This window comes from Pseudomonas sp. BMW13, assembly GCF_013357275.1.
Classification (GTDB): domain Bacteria; phylum Pseudomonadota; class Gammaproteobacteria; order Pseudomonadales; family Pseudomonadaceae; genus Aquipseudomonas; species Aquipseudomonas khazarica.
Window position 1 is genome coordinate 1 of sequence record NZ_SUKD01000055.1, and the last position, 2236, is coordinate 2236.

General features: G+C 65.2%; 2 protein-coding genes. One reads left to right on the plus strand and one right to left on the minus strand.

Annotated elements, in window-relative coordinates; all coding sequences use genetic code 11:
* A partial coding sequence (locus E4487_RS24150) for a sensor histidine kinase KdpD (RefSeq protein ID WP_175254562.1) occupies positions 1-1500 on the minus strand: 1500 nt, incomplete at its 3' end.
* Between the two features lie 188 nt (positions 1501-1688).
* Here E4487_RS24150 and E4487_RS24155 point away from each other — a divergent pair.
* Positions 1689-2057 carry a hypothetical protein gene (locus E4487_RS24155; protein WP_175254563.1) on the plus strand — a complete coding sequence of 123 codons (369 nt, stop codon included), beginning with the start codon at positions 1689-1691 and terminating at the stop codon, positions 2055-2057.
* Positions 2058-2236: the final 179 nt, after the last annotated feature.

Sequence of the window (2236 nt, forward strand, 5' to 3'; positions counted from 1 at the left end):
CATGATGATCGCCGGCACTTCACGTCCGCTGTGCCGGCGCAGGTGACGAATGCAGTCGGCGCCGGAGACTTCGGTGCCAAGGTCGAAGTCGGTCACCACCAGGTCGAAGTGCATCGACGCATCGGGCAGCGCATCGAAGGTCGCCACCTCGCAACCCCACTTGCGCAACAGGGTCGCGGTCGCCAGCAGCACGTTCTGATCGTCCTCGATCAGGCACACGCGCAAGCCATCCAGCATCCTCGGCGCCTGGGCGCTGCCCGCGTGGGTCGAGCGGCCTTCGCTCGGTGCCTCGACCCGCTGCAAGCCGTCGATCATCGCCCGCGTGCCTCGGCCCTCGACAGAGCGCATGCTCACGCGCAGGTCCATCAGCGTGCCCAGGCGCCTGACGATGGCGAGGCCCAGGCCCATGCCGTCGACGTCGCGGTCGCGCTCCTGACGCACGCGATAGAACTCGTTGAAGATGCTGTCGAGATGGCCGACCGCAATGCCCCGGCCCCGGTCGTAAACCTCGATGGCAAGGCCCTGGCCGCGACACCGGCAGGCGATCAGCACCGGCTTGCCCGGCGCGTATTTCAGCGCGTTGGACAGCAGGTTCTGCAGCATGGTGGTGAGCAGCGCCGGATCTGCACGCACATGCAGTGGCGGGCAATGCAGGCGGATATCGACCCCGGCCCAGCGCGTCGCCTCGGCATTCTGCTGGATGAGCTGCAGCAGCAGAGGGCGCAGCTCCAGCGTCTCCATTCGCGGCACGACCTTGCCGCTGTCCAGCGAGTACATGTCGAGAATCGAGCGGAACAGGCGCGCGACGCTGTGCAGCGACTTGTCGATGTTCTCCACCAGGCGCCGCTGCTCGGCGCCCAGGTCGCTATCGCGCAGGCAGGCGGTGAACAGGCTGATGGAGTGAACCGGTTGTCGCAGGTCATGACTGGCCTGCGCGAGGAACTGCGACTTGGCCCGGTTCGCCGCCTGTTCGGCCTCGGCGGCTTCGCGGGCGCGCTTGAGCAAGGTGTGCAGGTAGGCCGGCGCCATCAGGGCCGTCAGCAGCAGCGTCGCCACCAGGTAAGGCTGCGACTGCCAGTACTCCGACATGCAAGCGGTCAGGATCAGGGACAGCAACGCCATCAGCGTCGCCCGCAACAGGTAGCCGAAGCCGTAGCGCAAGCCGTAGCCGATCGTGACCCAGACCAGGATCGCATAGATCGGCAGCATCAACTGACCACCGTTGACCAGTGTCAGGGTGATCCCCGTGTAGTCGTTGAGCATGGTGAGCATGCGCCGCCAGGGGCGGTTTCCCGGGCGGCGCATGACGTCGCAGCGAATGATCATCGCCAGCACAAGCAACGCTGCGTACAGCGCCAGCGCCTTCCAGACCGGGCCAGGTTCCATCAGCGAACAGCGGTAGAGCACCACGGTATAGCTGCTGACGATCGCCACGAAAATCAGCCGTACTCCGGCCTGGGCGAGCTCGGTGTCGTAGGAAACGGGCCCCTTCCTGGGCATGCTGACACTCCCTGCTGAAACAGCTTTCGTCGTTACCCCGACACCTTAGGCCCTGGGCAGCGAACGCGGCAAGGACCATAGGCGGGCACTAGTACACCCGTACTATTCCTGGCCTGTCAGCCCCTTCCTAGAATCGCGGATAACGCTTCGGCACTGGGCCGAGGCCTGGTGATCGAAGGGAATGTCCGATGAATATCAATGGAAGCCTGGGCTTGGTCCTGGGTGCCGCCGTACTGACGGCGCTGACCGGCTGCCTGCCACAGAACACGCAGAGCCAGGGCCTGCAGAATGCCCAGATGGCCAATGACCCATGCGCCCCGAGCGCAACCAGCAGCCTGATCGAAACCGGTCGCAGCCTGCTGGACATGGCCAACACCGTGCTCGAGACGCAGCAGAGTTTCAACGGCAATTCCGCCACCTACACCCAGCGCATGCAGGTCGCGGAGAACGCCCAGCGGGTCAACCAGGGGCAGAACGTACTGAACAACGTCGAGAAACTGGCCGGTACCAACCAGCAACCCTGCGTAGCGCCCGCGCCAACCAGCGCGACGCGCTGATCAGGGTGTGGCGCTCAGGCGGCCTTTAGTTTCAGCTTCAGCGCCACCAGCAGCGAACGCAGTTCGGCAGGCTGTACCGGCTTCGACAGGATCGGCGTGTCGCCATCGCCCACCTGCTCCTGCACACGGCGTACGTCGTGCCCGGTCATGATGATCGCCGGCACTTCACGTCCGCTGTG